The sequence below is a fragment of the Arthrobacter zhaoguopingii genome, assembly GCF_009828595.1.
Lineage (GTDB): Bacteria > Actinomycetota > Actinomycetes > Actinomycetales > Micrococcaceae > Arthrobacter_D > Arthrobacter_D zhaoguopingii.
The window spans coordinates 37,000-51,820 of the sequence record NZ_WPNY01000001.1 but is presented as its reverse complement, the minus strand read 5'-3'; the positions used below and the strand labels follow the sequence as shown (position 1 = coordinate 51,820).

13 protein-coding genes are annotated in these 14,821 nt (G+C 70.3%); 4 read left to right on the top strand and 9 right to left on the bottom strand.

Annotated elements, in window-relative coordinates; translation table 11 throughout:
• Window positions 1–99 precede the first annotated feature (99 nt).
• Both GVV86_RS00225 and GVV86_RS00220 read left to right on the top strand, forming a co-directional pair.
• Complete coding sequence (locus GVV86_RS00225) at window positions 100–1,512, top strand: TrkH family potassium uptake protein (protein ID WP_159617849.1); 1,413 nt, start codon at window positions 100–102, stop codon at window positions 1,510–1,512.
• Window positions 1,505–2,173 (top strand): potassium channel family protein, encoded by a 669-nt coding sequence (locus GVV86_RS00220; RefSeq protein ID WP_120167756.1) that lies wholly within the window; start codon window positions 1,505–1,507, stop codon window positions 2,171–2,173. Before GVV86_RS00225 ends, GVV86_RS00220 begins: the two co-directional genes overlap by 8 nt.
• A 39-nt stretch (window positions 2,174–2,212) precedes the next feature.
• Here GVV86_RS00220 and proC read toward each other — a convergent pair whose 3' ends face one another.
• From proC to trhO, 5 genes are all read right to left on the bottom strand, one after another.
• Window positions 2,213–3,058, bottom strand: coding sequence for a pyrroline-5-carboxylate reductase (proC, locus tag GVV86_RS00215; protein WP_159800718.1), 846 nt, complete (start codon window positions 3,056–3,058; stop codon window positions 2,213–2,215).
• 281 nt (window positions 3,059–3,339) lie between these two features.
• The gene (locus tag GVV86_RS00210) at window positions 3,340–4,140 is read right to left on the bottom strand and encodes a sugar phosphate isomerase/epimerase family protein (protein WP_159617851.1); all 801 of its coding nucleotides are present in this window, start codon (window positions 4,138–4,140) and stop codon (window positions 3,340–3,342) included.
• Window positions 4,141–4,269: 129 nt separating this feature from the next.
• Window positions 4,270–7,017 carry a type I DNA topoisomerase gene (gene topA / locus GVV86_RS00205; RefSeq protein ID WP_159800716.1) on the bottom strand — a complete coding sequence of 916 codons (2,748 nt, stop codon included), beginning with the start codon at window positions 7,015–7,017 and terminating at the stop codon, window positions 4,270–4,272.
• 121 nt (window positions 7,018–7,138) lie between these two features.
• Window positions 7,139–8,854 (bottom strand): DUF7059 domain-containing protein, encoded by a 1,716-nt coding sequence (locus GVV86_RS00200; protein WP_246669818.1) that lies wholly within the window; start codon window positions 8,852–8,854, stop codon window positions 7,139–7,141.
• A complete protein-coding gene (gene trhO, locus GVV86_RS00195) occupies window positions 8,854–9,780 on the bottom strand; it encodes an oxygen-dependent tRNA uridine(34) hydroxylase TrhO (protein ID WP_159800714.1) in 927 nt (308 codons plus the stop codon). The genes GVV86_RS00200 and trhO overlap by 1 nt, the downstream gene beginning before the upstream one ends.
• 85 nt (window positions 9,781–9,865) lie before the next feature.
• On the opposite strand from trhO, the gene GVV86_RS00190 reads away from it, so the two are divergent.
• Window positions 9,866–10,510, top strand: coding sequence for a GNAT family N-acetyltransferase (locus GVV86_RS00190; RefSeq protein ID WP_159617854.1), 645 nt, complete (start codon window positions 9,866–9,868; stop codon window positions 10,508–10,510).
• A 47-nt stretch (window positions 10,511–10,557) separates the two neighbouring features.
• Window positions 10,558–12,924 (top strand): DEAD/DEAH box helicase, encoded by a 2,367-nt coding sequence (locus GVV86_RS00185; protein WP_159800712.1) that lies wholly within the window; start codon window positions 10,558–10,560, stop codon window positions 12,922–12,924.
• Window positions 12,925–13,010: 86 nt separating this feature from the next.
• Here the strand turns inward: GVV86_RS00185 and GVV86_RS00180 are convergent, their stop codons facing one another.
• The 4 genes from GVV86_RS00180 to GVV86_RS00165 form a co-directional block, all read right to left on the bottom strand.
• Window positions 13,011–13,409, bottom strand: coding sequence for an Rv3654c family TadE-like protein (locus tag GVV86_RS00180; RefSeq protein ID WP_159800710.1), 399 nt, complete (start codon window positions 13,407–13,409; stop codon window positions 13,011–13,013).
• Complete coding sequence (locus tag GVV86_RS00175) at window positions 13,399–13,767, bottom strand: TadE family type IV pilus minor pilin (RefSeq protein WP_246199726.1); 369 nt, start codon at window positions 13,765–13,767, stop codon at window positions 13,399–13,401. Before GVV86_RS00175 ends, GVV86_RS00180 begins: the two co-directional genes overlap by 11 nt.
• 4 nt (window positions 13,768–13,771) lie before the next feature.
• Entirely contained in the window at window positions 13,772–14,116 is a 345-nt protein-coding gene (locus tag GVV86_RS18560; protein WP_246669817.1) for a DUF4244 domain-containing protein, read from the bottom strand.
• A gap of 146 nt (window positions 14,117–14,262) precedes the next feature.
• Window positions 14,263–14,808, bottom strand: coding sequence for a type II secretion system F family protein (locus GVV86_RS00165; protein WP_246669816.1), 546 nt, complete (start codon window positions 14,806–14,808; stop codon window positions 14,263–14,265).
• Between the last annotated feature and the right edge of the window lie 13 nt (window positions 14,809–14,821).

The following is a 14,821-nucleotide window of genomic DNA, read 5'->3' as shown; positions in this document are numbered from 1 at the left end:
AACTTCGGCCACGAAGCAGAGGTGAAAGTGATTTACTACTCCAAGGACAACATTCGGGCCGCTGCGGCGGCATCAACAGCAACGGGGCAAGCGGCGTCAATGATTACTCAGCAGCCTCCGTGGCTGAGGGAAGATCGGAGCGGGCTCACGCGCATCCTGGCGCGCCTGCGCGACTTCCTTGACGGGTTCGCCAACAGCTCGCCGGCCCGCCTGGCCCTGAGCATCTTCGTCGCCGTCATCCTCCTGTTCACAGGGCTCCTAAGCCTGCCGGCGGCATCCTCGGACGGGACCGTCACCCCGCTTCATGACGCGCTGTTCACGGCGGTCTCGGCGGTGTGCGTGACGGGGCTGACGGTCGTCTCGACGGCCACCCACTGGTCCTTTCTGGGACAGCTGATCATCCTGCTCGGCATTTTCATCGGCGGCCTGGGAACCCTGACCCTGGCCTCACTGCTGGCCCTGGTGGTGAGCAGGCGCCTGGGCGTGCGCGGGAAGCTCATCGCCCAGGAGGCGCTCAACAACGCCGGCAGGCTCGGGGAGATCGGCACCCTGCTGCGCATCGTCATCACCACCTCCGTGGTGATCGAACTCGTGCTCGCCCTGGCCATGATCCCCCGCTTCGTCATCCTGGGGGAACCGCTGGGCCAGGCGGTGTGGCACGGAATCTTCTACGCCATCTCAGCCTTCAACAACGCCGGGTTCACTCCGCACTCCGACGGCCTCATCCCCTACCAGACCGACCTGTGGATCATCGTGCCGCTCATGGTGGGCGTGTTCCTCGGCAGCCTCGGCTTCCCCGTCATCATGGTCCTGCTCCAGACCCGCTGGCGGTACCGGAAATGGAACCTCCACACCAAGCTGACAGTGACGGTGTCCCTGATCCTGCTGGCGGTGGGCACGCTGGCCTGGGGCGCCCTCGAGTGGTCCAACACCGACACGATCGGGGGCCTCAGCGCCAGCGACAAGGTCATCCACGCCCTGTTCGCCTCGGTCATGACCCGCTCGGGCGGATTCAACCTGGTCGACCAGGCGGCGATGGACTCCACCACCATGCTCCTGACCGATGCCCTCATGTTCGCCGGCGGCGGGTCGGCCTCCACCGCCGGCGGCATCCGGGTGACGACCATCGCCGTGATGTTCCTTGCCATTGTGGCCGAGGCCCGGGGCGACGCCGACGTGCGGGCGTGGGGGCGCACCATCCCGCAGGGCACGCTGCGGGTGGCAATCTCGGTGATCTTCATGGGTGCCACCCTGGTGCTGGTCGGCACCGGCGCCATCCTCGCCATCTCCGGGGAGGGCCTGAACCGGGTGCTGTTCGAGGTGATCTCGGCCTTCGCGACCTGCGGGCTGAGCACCAACCTCAGCGCGGAGCTTCCGCCGGCGGGCAAGTACGTGCTCGCGGCTTTGATGTTCGCGGGCCGGATGGGCACAATTACCCTTGCCTCCGCCTTGGCACTGCGCCAGCGCAGCACCCTGTACCACTACCCCGAAGAAAGGCCGATCATTGGCTGACAGACCAGCACACAACGCCCCGGTCCTGGTGATCGGTCTTGGCCGGTTTGGTGCCGCTACGGCCGAGCAGCTCGTCAAGCAGGGACGCGAGGTCCTGGCCATCGAGCGGGACGGGCAGCTGGTGCAGAAGTTCGCCGGAACCCTCACCCACGTCGTCGAGGCGGACGCCACCAACCTCGATGCGCTGCGCCAGCTGGGAGCGCAGGAGTTCACCGCCGCAGTCGTCGGCGTGGGCACCTCCATCGAGTCGAGCGTGCTGATCACCGCCAACCTTGTGGACCTGGGCATCGACCATCTGTGGGTGAAGGCGATCACCCCGTCGCACGGAAAGATCCTCAAGCGCATCGGCGCCAACCACGTGATCTACCCCGAGGCCGACGCCGGGCAGCGCGCTGCGCACCTGGTGGGCGGCCGGATGCTCGACTTCATCGAATTCGACGACGGCTTTGCGATTGTGAAGATGTACCCGCCCAAGGAGACGCAGGGGTTCACCCTCGCCGAGTCCTCGGTGCGCTCCAAGTACGGGGTCACCGTCGTCGGGGTGAAGTCCCCGGGCGAGGACTTCACGTACGCGCAGGCCGACACGAAGGTCTCCGGCCGGGACATGCTGATCGTCTCGGGCCACGTCGACCTGCTCGAACGCTTCGCCGCCCGCCCCTGATCCCGGCCGGGGCCGCTCAGGTGCGCCGGGGCCCCCGCCTCAGCTGCCGCCGAGTTCCCGGGTGATCTCGGCGGCGCGCTCGGTGGCGGCACGGGCGCCGCGCGCCACGATCTCGGCCAGGCCCTCCCGGTCGAAGGTCTCGACGGCGCTCTGCGTGGTCCCGTTCGGGCTGGTCACGGCGCGGCGCAGCGCTGCGGCGTCGGCGCCGTCCTCGGCGAGCATGAAGCCCGCCCCGGCGACGGTCTCATTGGCGATCAGCCGTGCCAGGTCCGGTTCGAGGCCCAGCCGCTCCCCCGCCGCGGCCATCGCCTCGGCCAGGTAAAAGGCATACGCCGGCCCGGAGCCGCTGACCGCCGAGAGCGCGTCCACCTGCTCCTCGGGGATCTGCACCACGGTCCCGGCCGCGGACAGGAGGTTCCGGGCCGTCCGCAGGTGCTCCGGACCCGCGGACGCGCCGGCAGAGATGGACAGGACGCCCCTGCCCAGCCGGGAGGGGGTGTTGGGCATGGTGCGGATGACGGGCTGCCCGGCGGGCAGTGCCGATTCGATCATCGCCGTGGTCACGGCGGCGGCCACGCTGAGGACCAGGGTGTCCGGCCGCAGGGACGGGCCGATCTCCCGCGCCAGGGGCAGCACGCCGGCCGGCTTCACCCCGACGACGACGACGTCCGCCGCGGCGGCCGCCTCCCGGTTGGCCTCGGGGCTGTCCCCGGCGGCGAGGACCTCGATGCCGTACCGGTCCCGGAGCTCCCGGGCCCGGTCGGGACGCCGCACGGTCGCCGTGACGCTTGAGGGGTCGAGCCCCGCGGAGAGCAGCCCGCCGAGGATCGCCTCGTTCATCGATCCGGTGCCGAGGAAGGAAAGGTGAAGGGAAGTTTCGCTCATGGATCAATCCTGCCACGGGCGACTCCCAGCGTTCTCCCAGCATTTTCGCCGGGGAGTCACAAGATGGACCGGTAGCGTTCTACGTACCTCATGAAGGTGCGAGTGATGAGGGCCGGATTCTCCTGATCCGGTCCGGCGCCGCTGGTAGGCCACGTGTTCCCCCAGTACCTGGCCACACCGGCGGCGTCACTGCGTTAACCGCCGTTTTCATGGCCGGTTCGCCTCGGGCGCGGGACGGGGTGCGCCCGCCGGGACCGGCCGATGACCGGTTGCCTGCGCGGTCAGTGGCCCAGGTGCTCCCGCGCGAAGGAGAGCGTCTGTGCGAGCCACTCCTCACGCTCGCCCGCCCCGCGGGCCCTGCGCGTGCTGACTTCGACCGCCACGACGCCGCCCCAGTCCGAGTCCTTCAGGTGCCGCAGCGCCTCGGCGCAGCGCTGCTCCCCCTGGCCGGGCACGAGGTGTTCGTCCTTGCCGTTGGCCGTGCCGTCGGTGAGATGGACATGGGAGAGCCGCTCCCCCAGGCCCCGGATCTCCTCGAAGGAATCCATGCCCGCGATCGCCGCGTGGGAGAAATCCCAGGTGACCGCGTCGTAGGGCTCCGGGATCGGGTTCCAGTGCGGGAGGTACGCCTTCGCCTCCCTCCCCCGGACCTTCCAGGGGTACATGTTCTCCACGGCGATTTTAATCCCGTATTCGTCCGTCACCCGGCGGATCCCCTCCGCAAAGTTTTCGGCGTAGCCGCTCTGCCAGCGGAACGGCGGATGCACGACGACGGTCTTGGCGCCCACTTCGGCGGCCATGGCCGCGGACATCTCGACCTTCGTCCACGCCCGTCCCCACACCTGCTGGGTCAGCAGGAGTGTCGGGGCGTGGATGGCCAGGATCGGCTGGTCGTAGCGGGCGCTCAGGCCGCGCAGCAGGTCCGGGTTCTGGCTGGTGGAGTTGTTGGTCACCATGACCTCCACGCCGTCGTACCCGAGATCCTGCGCCATGGCGAAGGCGTCATGCACCGACAGCGGGTACACCGAGGCGCTGGAAAGCGCCACGGGGATCGGGGTCCGGGGTTCCTCGGGGAGCGTCATCTAGACCGCCCCGCCCGACGGGTGCACCGCGCCAGTGTCCAGCCCGCCTATCCGCATTCTTCCGCCATCCGTCGAGCCACTCATCCTGTCCATCGAGGCACCCCGCAGCACACCCCGTGCCGCCGCGGGCTACTTCCCCGCCGCTACCTTGCGCTTGGCCGGGGCGCGCCGGGTCGTCTTCTTGGGAGCCGGCCCCTTGGCCCGCTTCTCCGCCAGCATGTCGATCGCCTGTTCCCGGCTGAGCTCCTCCAGGGCCATTGAGCCAGGGACCGTGATGTTCGTGATGCCGTCGGTGATGTACGGACCGAAGCGGCCGTCCTTCACCACGATCGCCTTGCCGCTCTCCGGGTCGTCGCCGAACTCGGCCAGCGGCGGGGTCGCGGTGCGTCCGCCGCGCTGCTTGGGCTGGGCATAGATCTCAAGGGCCTGCTCGAGGGTGATCGTGAAGATTTCCTCTTCGGACCCGATGGAGCGTGAGTCGCTGCCCTTCTTCAGGTACGGCCCGAATCGTCCGTTCTGGACGGTGATCTCCTTGCCTTCGGCGTCCTCGCCCAGGACCCGGGGCAGGTTCATCAGCTTCAGCGCCTCGTCGAGCGTCACGGTTTCCACCGACATCGACTTGAACAGCGAACCGGTGCGCGGCTTGACCTTGGCGGGTTTCTTGGGCGGCTTCGGCTTGCCGTTCTTGTAGTACTCCACCGGCTGGGCCGCGAGTTCGGCCTCGGTCGGCTCCGGAATCAGTTCGATCACGTAGGGCCCGTAGCGTCCGTCCCGGGCCACGATGGTCCGGCCCGTTTCGGGGTCGACGCCGAGCACCCGCTCCTGGGAGACCGGGGACTCCATCAGCTCAATCGCCTTCTCGGCGGTCAGCTCGTCGGGGGCGAGGTCCTCGGGCACATTGGCGCGCTGCGGCTCGGCGCCCTCGGGCGAGTCGGCCGGCAGCGGCTTCTCAAGGTAGGGCCCGAACTTGCCCACGCGCAGGGTGATGCCGTCGGCGATCTCCACCGAGTTGATGCGGCGGGCGTCGATTTCGCCGAGGTCGTTCACGATGGTGTGAAGCCCGGTGTCCTTGCGGTCGCCGTAGTAGAACCGGTCGAGCCATTCGACCCGGCCGGCCTCGCCGCGGGCGATCCGGTCGAGGTCCTCCTCGAGTTCGGCGGTGAAGTCGTAGTCGACGTAGTTGTTGAAGTGCTCCTCGAGCAGGCGCACCACCGAAAACGCGATCCAGCTGGGCACCAGGGCCTGGCCGCGGACCCGCACGTAGCCGCGGTCGACGATCGTGGACATGGTGGCGGCATAGGTCGAGGGACGGCCGATGCCGCGCTCTTCCAGGACCTTCACCAGGGAGGCCTCGGTGTAGCGCGGCGGCGGCGAGGTCTCGTGGCCGAGCGCCTCGATGGCCTCGGCGCCGAGCGCGTCGCCCTTGGCCACGTTCGGCAGGCGGGTGCCCTGGCCGGCGTCGTCGCCGCCGTCCTGGTTGCGGTCCGCGTCGCGGCCCTCCTCGTAGGCGGCCATAAAGCCGCGGAAGGTGATGACGGTGCCCGAGGCCGAGAACTCGGCGTCGCGCCCGTCGGCGCTGACGGCGCCGAGCCGCAGCGAGGCGGTGGAGCCCTTGGCGTCGGCCATCTGGGAGGCGACGGTGCGCTTCCAGATCAGCTCGTACAGCCGGAACTCGTCGCCGCGCAGGGACTTGGCGACCTGGGCGGGGGTGCGGAAGGAATCCCCGGCGGGGCGGATGGCCTCGTGGGCCTCCTGCGCGTTCTTGGACTTGCCCTTGTAGATCCGCCGGGCTTCGGGCACGTATTCCGCGCCGTACAGCTCAGAGGCCTGGCGGCGGGCGGCGTTGACGGCCTGGTCGGACAGCGCCGGGGAATCCGTACGCATATAGGTGATGTAGCCGTTTTCGTAGAGCCGCTGGGCCACCTGCATGGTGGTCTTGGATGAGAAGCGAAGCTTGCGGGCGGCCTCCTGCTGCAGGGTCGACGTCGTGAACGGCGCGGCCGGACGGCGGGTGTAGGGCTTCGTCTCCACCGAGCGCACGGTGAAGGCGGCGGCCTCGAGACCCGCGGCCAGGGACCGGGCGGCCTGCTCATCGAGGCGCACCACCCCGGAGGTCTTCAGTTCTCCGCGGTCGGTGAAGTCCTTGCCGGAGGCGATGCGGCTGCCGTCGACGGAGACAAGCTTCGCGGGGAACGCCCCGCCCTTGGCGGCCTCGGCAGGGGTGAAGGACCCGGTGAGGTCCCAGTAGGAGGCGGCACGGAAGGCCATGCGTTCGCGTTCGCGCTCCACGACCAGCCGGGTGGCGACGGACTGCACGCGCCCGGCGGACAGGCCGCGGGCCACCTTGCGCCAGAGCACCGGGGAAATCTCGTACCCGTAGAGGCGGTCGAGGATCCGGCGGGTCTCCTGGGCGTCGACCATCGGAATATCAAGATCGCGCATCTCCAGCAGGGCGCGCTGGACGGCTTCCTTCGTGATTTCGGGGAAGGTGAGCCGGTAGACCGGAACCTTGGGCTTGAGCACCTCGAGCAGGTGCCACGCGATGGCCTCGCCTTCGCGGTCACCGTCGGTTGCGAGATAGAGCTCGTCGGCGTCCTTGAGAGCGGCCTTGAGTTCGGCCACCTTCTTTTTCTTGTCCGAGGAGACGACGTAGTACGGCTCGAAGTCCTTCTCGACGTCGACGGCGAACTTGCCCACCGAGCTCTTCTTCATCTCGGCCGGCAGGTCGGAGGGCTGGGGCAGGTCACGGATATGGCCCATCGAGGCCGCGACCTCGAAGCCCTCCCCGAGGTAGCCGGCGATGGTCTTGATCTTGCCGGGTGACTCGACGATGACGAGCTTTTTTCCGTGCTTTTTGTCCGATGCCTTAGTGGGCACTTCTCTCCTCGATACGGGGGTGCTGAGCCAGTCCGTCAATGGCGCGCGGCGGGGGTTCCGCTGCTGGCTCTACCCCTCCCAGTATGCGGTATGCATTCCTGCATTAGGGTAGCGGCAGAATTCAGGGGGCCGGAATCAGGAATCCTTCGAGCACGAGCCGACCCGCCATGGCGAGCAGGTCCGGCACGAAATCCGGACCATCCTCACCCAGCAGGACGGCGAGCGCTCCGGCGATCTGGCCGGCGGTCAGATCGCAGTCGCAGGCGGAGACGAACCCAGCGAGCTCGGTGCTCAGCAGGGTGGTCCGCCGCAGGCCGGCGCCCTGTCGAAGCAGGATCACCCCGGGGTGCTCGGCCCCGGGGCGCTGGTGGCGTTCCTCGGTGACGTCCCCGGCCACCAGCAGGTACTCCCAGTTCAGGTCCCGGCCCGGCACGTCCCGGTCCGGCCCGTCCGGGTGTGGCCCGTCCAGGCCCGGCCCGTCCAGGCCCGTCCCGTCCTGGCCCGTCCCGTCCTGGCCCGGTGCGGTCCCGGCGCCGCCGGGGGCCACCGACGCCAGCCAGTCACCGCGTTCGATGGCGGCCCCCAGGTGCGGGCCCAGGGGTTGTTCCACCTCGTGCGTGATCTCCTCGCACCGCACCCAGGCGGGGGCGCCGCCGGGCGTACGGCGCAGCCAGATGTAACCGAAGCCGACCGAGTCCACACCGCGCGAGGCGAAGTCGCCGAGGTAGTCCGCGTACCGCTGGACGTAGGCCGCGCGGTCCCGGTTCTCGGCGGCGTCGCGCAGCCAGGTTTCGGCGTACTGCAGCGGAGACTGGACCTCGCGCTGGATGATCCAGGCGTCGGTGCCCTCCGGCAGCCACTCCCGGAGCCGCTCATCCCATTGCCGGCCGGCGGGAATTTCCCAGTTGCCCAGCAGCTGTGCCGTGCCGCCCTCGGCGAGGACCCCGGGCAGGTTCGCGAGGAGCCCCGAGACGATGTCATCCCCGGGCAGGCCGCCGTCGCGGTAGGTGAACTGGTCCTCGGGGGACTCTTCGGTGGACCGAGGGGTGATGACGAACGGCGGATTCGACACCACGAGGTCGAACCGCTGCCCGGCCACCGGTTCCAGGAGGCTGCCCAGGCGCAGCGAGACGCGCGCGTCGAGGGCGCGGGGGTCGATCCCCAGCGGCCCGGCGTTGAGCAGCAGGTTGAACCGGGTGAAGGCCAGGGCCCGCGGCGAGATGTCGGTGGCGGTGACGTGGTCGGCGTGCGAGAGCAGGTGGAAGGTCTGGATGCCGCAGCCGGTACCCAGGTCCAGGGCCGTGCGGGCCCGAGGCCGCACGGTGATCTGTGCCAGGGTCAGGGACGCCCCGCCGATGCCGAGCACGTGGTCGTGGCGCAGGACGCCGGGGCGCTGCAGGGCGCCCAGGTCGCTGGCCACCCACAGGTCGCCGTCGGCGTCCGAGGAGTAGGGGCGGAGCTCGACCGCGGCGCGCCGGAGCGTGTCCGGGGCCGGGGCGTCCATCGGGTCGATCAGACGCAGGGCCTGGAGCCCGTCCGCGCCGGTGATCGGGAAGGCGAGATTCAGCTGGTCCTGGGTGAGGGTTCCGCCGACGAGCCACAGCAGGATCGGCACCACCAGCGGCGAGGGGTCCGCGGCGCGGAGTTCCTCCTCGCATGCCAGGAGAACCGGCACCAGCTGGTCGCGGTTCAGGGCCGCGTACGCCTCCTGCCCGACGAAGTCCGCCACCCCGCCGACCGTGTAGTTCAGCGCCGCGAGGTCGGCGGCCAGCGCCTCGAGCAGGCCCGGGTGCAGAACCGACGGCGCGTCGGCCACATCCGCGTCGAAGCCGCCCACTATGCGGCTCCGGCGGCTGTCGCCTCGGCTTCGTCCGTCTCGCAGCCCTGCGGGCAGCGGAGCGTCTCGGGACGGGCGGCGCAGTCCGCGCAGTACAGCGTGAGGTTGCGGCAGGCGGAGTTGGAGCAGTTCTCAAACTTGTTCGTCGGGGCCGTGCAGCGGGCGCACTTGCCGATGGTCACGGCGTCGCTGCTGAACTCGAGGTGCATGCGTTTGTCGAACACGTACAGCGATCCCTCCCACAGTCCCTTGTCGCCGTAGGTCTCTCCGTACCTCACGATGCCGCCCTGGAGCTGGTAGACCTCGCTGAAGCCGCGGTTCACCATCAGGCTGGAGAGCACCTCGCAGCGGATCCCGCCGGTGCAGTAGGTGACGATCGGCTTGTCCTTCAGGTCGTCATACTTGCCGGAGTCGAGCTCCGCGACGAAGTCATGGGTGGTCGACACGTCGGGCACGATGGCGCCCTTGAACCGGCCGATCTGCGCCTCGAGGGCGTTGCGGCCGTCGAAGAAGACGACGTCCTGGCCTTGGCTGCGTTTGGTGTCGATGAGTTCGTGGAGTTCCTCGGGGCGCAGGTGGGTGCCGCCGCCGATCACGCCGTCCGGTCCGACCTTCAGTTCCCCAGGCGCGCCGAAGGAGACAATCTCTTCGCGGACCTTCACGCTCAGGCGCGGGAAGTCCTCGGCCCCGCCCTCGGACCACTTGATGTCCATCGTCTTGAACGCCGGGTACTCGCGGGTGGCCTTCACATACCGTTTGACGGCGTTCAGGCTCCCGCCGACCGTGCCGTTGATGCCGTCCTTCGAGATCAGGATGCGCCCGCGCAGCCCCAGGCTCTCGCAGAGGGCCCGCTGCCATAGCCGGACCGCTTCCGGATCCGGCAGGGGCGTGAAGACGTAGTACAGGACGATCCGGTTCAAAGGCACGGGTTAAAGCGTACGTTGTGTCTCAAAATCGTCACTGTCCGCCGGGACTGTGTTTTTTGGCCCCTCGGCCATCTATCGTCAGTGCATGGGAACACAAGGAAGCAACGATCTCCTCTCCACCTGGATCACGGGGTGGGCCACCTGCCGGGGCTACGACCGGCAGGATGACGGGCGCACCACCTCTGTGGTGCTCACGGACAAGGGCGGCCGGGACGAGCATTTTCTCTACGAGCCGTCGGAGGAGCTCCTGCTTCAGGTGGCAGCGGAGACCAAGGCCGATCCCAACCGGGTGCTGACCGTGGCCACAAACCGCATGGAGGACCTGCTCGCCGTCACCCGGCCGCTCGCGCTGCAGGTGGCGGACCGGCAGTCCCTCATGAGCGCCGATATGGCCGACCAGGACGTCGAGGACCCCCCGACCCCCGATGGTTTCGTGCTGGTGCGCCACGACGAGCCGGGCTGCCGCCGCGTCGAGGTCACCTTCGAAGGCCAGCCGGCCGCCCGCGGCGCCGTCTCCGTCGTCGGCGACTTCGCGGTGTACGACGGGATTGAGACGGAGCAGGACTTCCGCCGCCGCGGCCTGGCAAGCTTCGTCATGCGCGCCCTCACCGCGGCCGTGCTCGAGGACGACGTCCGCATCGGCCTGCTCATGGCCACCACGGACGGGCGCGAACTGTATTCGTACCTCGGCTGGAAACAGCTGGCCGACGTGTTCATCCTGAGGGGATAACCGCCGTCCGTGTGCCTCCCGCCGCGGGCGGGTGGAAGAATTGTGGAGTGGCACTGCACGATACCCTCATCCCGCTGCTCGGCGGAGGAGCACATCCGGAGCAGCTGCTGCATGTCCGGGAGCTTCCCGCCCGCCGGGCCGAGCACGAGCCGTGGCCGGCCTGGGCCCACCCCGACGTGGTGGACGCCTATGCCTCCCTCGGCGTCCGCGAGCCGTGGCGCCACCAGGTCCGAGGGGCCGGTCTTGCGCACTCCGGGGCGCACACAATCATCGCCACGGGCACCGCCTCGGGTAAGTCGCTGGCCTACCAGCTGCCGGTCCTCGACGAGATCCACCGCAGCGAACTCGCCGACCAGTCGACCCTCGCGCCGGCCGGATCCGTCGCCTTGTACCTGGCGCCGACCAAGGCGCTCGCGGCCGACCAGCTCTCCGCCATCGAGGCCCTGAAGCTGCCCACCGTCCGCCCCGCAACGTACGACGGCGACACCGACCCGGGTGCCCGCCGCTGGATCCGCGACCACGCCAACCTCGTGCTGGCCAACCCCGACATGCTCCACTACGGCGTCCTGCCCAACCATCCAGCCTGGGCACGGTTCTTCCGCCGGCTTCGATACGTCGTCATCGACGAGGCCCACAGCTACCGCGGGGTCTTCGGCTCGCACGTGGCCAACCTGCTGCGCCGCCTGCGGCGGATCTGCGCCAGCTACGGGTCCTCCCCAGTGTTTATCGGCGCCTCGGCGACCTCGGCGGAACCCGCGGCGTCATTCGGCAGGCTCGTCGGCGCGCCGGCGCAGGCGGTCACCGAGGACTCCTCTCCGCACGGCTCCACCACGGTCGCCTTCTGGGAGCCTCAGCTCACCGAACTCCGCGGCGAGAACGGTGCCCGCTCGCGCCGCACGGTGATCGCGGAGACCTCGGACCTGCTGGCGAACCTCGTCTCGGCCCAGGTGCGCACCATCGCGTTCATCAAGTCCCGCCGGGGCGCCGAAAGCATTGCGGCGACCTCGCGGCGGCTGCTCGAGGAGGTCCACCCGAGCCTGCCGGGCCGGGTCGCTGCGTACCGGTCCGGGTACCTTCCCGAGGAGCGCCGGGCGCTTGAGGCGTCGCTGCGCAGCGGTGAACTTCTCGGCGTGGCCAGCACCTCGGCCCTGGAGCTGGGCATCGACATTTCCGGACTGGACGCCGTGCTCGTGGCCGGCTGGCCCGGCACGAGGGCATCGCTGATGCAGCAGATCGGCCGTGCCGGCCGCTCCGGGCAGGACGCCCTGGCGGCGTTCGTAGCCAGCGACGACCCGCTCGATACTTACCTGGTGCACCACCCCGAGGCGGTGTTCGACGTCGCCGTCGAGGCCACGGTGTTCGACCCTTCCAATCCCTACGTGCTGGGCCCGCACCTGTGCGCGGCGGCCGCCGAACTGCCGCTGACCGATGCCGACCTCGGGCTGTTCGGCCCCTCCTCCCGCGGCCTGCTTGGCCAGCTGACGGACCAGGGGTACCTGCGCCGCCGGCCCGCCGGCTGGTTCTGGACGCACCCGCAGAGCGCCGCGGGTATGGTCAACCTCCGTGCCGACGGCGGCGGGCCGATCAGTATCGTCGAGGCCGGCACGGGGTCGCTGCTTGGCACCATGGATTCCCCGCAGAGCCACTACCAGGCCCATCCGGGCGCGGTGTATGTGCACCAGGGCCGCACCTACGTGGTGGAAACCCTCAATGAACAGGACCACTGCGCGGTGGTGTCCCGGGCCAGCCCCGACTACTACACCCAGGCCAGGGACGTCACCCAGATCGAGGTGATTGACCGCGGCGAGGCCGAGCAGTGGGGCGAGGTGCTGGTGAACTTCGGCGACGTCAAGGTGACGACCCAGGTGGTGTCCTTCCAGCGCAAGGCGTTTGCCTCCAACGAGATCCTGGGCGAGGAACCGCTCGAACTCGGCGCCCGCGACCTCTTCACCAAGAGCGTGTGGTTCGAGATCGACAACGAACTGCTGCAGGAGGGCGGGATCTCCGCCGAGGAGCTTCCGGGTGCCCTGCACGCCGCCGAACATGCCGCGATCGGACTGCTGCCCCTCGTTGCCTCGAGCGACCGCTGGGACATCGGCGGGGTGTCAACGGCGCTCCACGCTGACACCGGGCTCCCGACGATCTTCGTCTACGACGGCCACCCCGGCGGGGCAGGATTCTCCGAGCGCGGATTCCAGGCCGCCCGGGTGTGGCTGGCCGCCACCCGCGACGCCATTGCCTCCTGCGAATGCTCCGACGGGTGCCCCTCCTGTGTGCAGTCCCCCAAGTGCGGCAACCGCAACAATCCGCTGAGCAAGGCCGGGGCCGTCAGGCTGCTGTCCCTGATCCTGGCCGGGTCGGCGGAGGCACCGCTGGAAGCAGGGGCGGCGGTCCGTCCCGGGGGTTCCGACTAGGGCTGCAGGGCGGACCCGCGGCTCCGGGCAGACCCACTTCCGCCGCGCGGACACCGCCTCCGCTGCCGTCGTGGACAGCATGTCCGCTACCGCGGCGGACGGAGCGACGGCGGGCGGGCCCGCTGCGGGGGCGGGCCGGCCCTCGCGGCCCCGGTGGCTGGCGGAAGGATTCCCGGGACCGGCACGGAGGTCCGCACCGTGACGATCACCCCTCCCGGCCCCGAACGGAGGCAGTCCACCAGCTCCGCCCGGTGCCGGCGGGCGGTTCCGCGGGCGACGTCGCAGGGATCTCCGTTCCTCAGGCCGCGCGCGGCGTCCGCGCCCGCGAGCGCCGCGAGGTCTGCGGCGGCCGCCGCCCGCGCCCCGCCGACTGCGCCCTGGACCAGCAGCACGAGCGCTGCGAGCAGCAGGATGAGGACCGCGGCAAGGCCTGCCACGAGCACCGTGCCGCTCCCCCGCTCCGCCCGAGGGCGATTAACGGGCATGCTCGGACCACCCGGTGGCCGTGGCCGAGAGCCGGACCTCCAGGAAGTCGAGGAACGGCCCCTGGACCTGCGTGGTCACGGTGACCGAGGTCCATCCCCCATCGCCGGCCACCTCCAGGCCCGCGCCGGGCCCAGCCAGACGCCTCACCGTCGCCTCGACCGAAGCCCCGGCCTCCCCACGCGCAATCTCCCGCGCCCCGGCCCGGGCCGCCTCCTCCAGGCGAAGCTGGGCGACACCGACGGTTGCGGCTCCCAGGAGCACCCCGAGCAGAAGGACCAGCGCCGGCAGGGCCACCGCCATCTCGGCGGTGACCGACCCGCGTTCGGGCCCACCGCCGTCCTGCGGTTGCCGGCTCACACTCTCACCCGAAGCTGAGGGCGTTGGTGATCAGGGACATCAGCATTCCGCGGATCTCGCCGCTGGAGAGCACCGCCACCAGCAGTGCGGCGAACCCGACGGCCGCCAACGTCACGATCGCGTACTCGGCCGTCGCCAGCCCTGCCTCGCGCATCCCGCCGGGTACCTGCTCCGGCAGCGACGGCCCCGGCACGGCCGAGTCGGACGGGGCCGGGTCCGCCCCGCACGGGGTGAGCCCGGGAGAGGCCTGCGGGGTGCGGGAGGCCGTGGAACAGCGGCAGAGCCGGCCGGTCATCGGGACGGCCCGTCCCGGCAGCCGGACCGCGGGGGACAGAATGGTCTTCGCCATGGGGGTGCTCCTCAGGTGCTCGTCCCGCCGATGCCCGGCGGGACCTATCCATAACCGCCGCGGCTGCGGCGTCCTTCGACTCTCCCGCCCGCGGCGGACCCGTGGGTCCCGCGCCGGCCCTAAGTGGATAACCCGGCTGGCCCGGTCTAGCCGGTGGGCAGGAGCGCCAGGACGACCGGGACGACGCCCAGGCAGGCGAAGGCCGGCAGCGCGCAGACGCCGAGGGGCACCACGAGGCGGACGCCCAGAGCGGCCGCCCGCCGCTCCAGGGCACGGTTCTGCCGGCGCCGCAGCTGGGCGGCCCGGGCGTGGACGATCGCGGCGGACGGCGCGCCGGTCACCGCGGCGAACCCCAGGGCCGACCGCAGTTCAGTAACTGCCGCCCGGCCGGGCCTGCCGAGGGGAGCCGGGCCGGAATCCCAGGCGTTGTTCCACTCCGCGCCCAGTTCAAGGGCTGCCCGGACGCCCCGGAGCTTCAGTGCGACAGGTTCCGCGCAGGAGTCGGCCAGCACCCCCAGCGCGTGCGTCACCGGCGCGCCGGCGGTGAGCATCGCACCGATCAGGTCGAGCATCAGGGGGACATCGGTGATGCCGTCCGGCGGCGCGGAGAGTTCCGAAGCCCGGCCGCGCACCTCAGGCACTCCGCGGGAGACGCTCAGCACCACGAACGCTGCCAGCAGAAGCAGCCCCACGCTGGCTCCTGCG

Bases quoted from the DNA above. Each gene is read 5' to 3' on its own strand.
- GVV86_RS00225 (WP_159617849.1), top strand. From the start codon at position 100: ATGATTACTCAGCAGCCTCCGTGGCTGAGGGAAGATCGGAGCGGGCTC.
- proC (WP_159800718.1), bottom strand. From the start codon at position 3,058: ATGAGCGAAACTTCCCTTCACCTTTCCTTCCTCGGCACCGGATCGATG.
- GVV86_RS00210 (WP_159617851.1), bottom strand. From the start codon at position 4,140: ATGACGCTCCCCGAGGAACCCCGGACCCCGATCCCCGTGGCGCTTTCC.
- GVV86_RS00190 (WP_159617854.1), top strand. From the start codon at position 9,866: ATGGGAACACAAGGAAGCAACGATCTCCTCTCCACCTGGATCACGGGG.
- GVV86_RS00180 (WP_159800710.1), bottom strand. From the start codon at position 13,409: ATGCCCGTTAATCGCCCTCGGGCGGAGCGGGGGAGCGGCACGGTGCTC.
- GVV86_RS18560 (WP_246669817.1), bottom strand. From the start codon at position 14,116: ATGGCGAAGACCATTCTGTCCCCCGCGGTCCGGCTGCCGGGACGGGCC.